This is a genomic window from Belnapia mucosa (assembly GCF_016775475.1).
GTDB classification, from domain to species: domain Bacteria; phylum Pseudomonadota; class Alphaproteobacteria; order Acetobacterales; family Acetobacteraceae; genus Belnapia; species Belnapia mucosa.
In genome coordinates this window covers 1-398 of the sequence record NZ_JAEUXJ010000098.1, presented here as the reverse complement: position 1 = coordinate 398, position 398 = coordinate 1, and the positions used below count along the sequence as shown (strand labels likewise).

At 64.8% G+C, this 398-nt stretch carries 1 protein-coding gene; it reads right to left on the bottom strand.

The annotated features are described in order from the left end of the window. Positions 1 to 268, bottom strand: a 268-nt coding sequence (locus JMJ55_RS30520; protein ID WP_202829358.1) for a transposase, incomplete at its 3' end; no start/stop codon positions are given. Positions 269 to 398 lie beyond the last annotated feature (130 nt).

The following is a 398-nucleotide window of genomic DNA, read 5'->3' as shown; positions in this document are numbered from 1 at the left end:
AGTGCCCCGCACCCTTCAGCACCAGCTTCTCCAGAGTGAGGTCGGCCACGGCCCTGCGCAGCCTGCCGTTCTCCTGCTCCAGCTGCTTCAGCCGCTTCACCTGGTCCAGCTTCAGGCCCCCGCACTCCGCCCGCCAGCGATAGTACGTCTGCTCCATCACCCCGATCGTGCGCACCGCATCAGCAGCGGTCTTCCCCTGTGACAGCAACACTTCAACCTGGCGCAGCTTGGCCATGATCTCCTCCGGCTCGTGGTGCTTCCTCGCCATCTCAATGCCCTCCGCCGCTCCGCCGATCTCACATTGCCGGCGGCCCAATTCTGAGAGCCCGTTTGAGAATGGTTATGGATGGGCGATACGGCGGAGCAGGAGCGCGCCGAGGCTGACGCGGATCATGGCT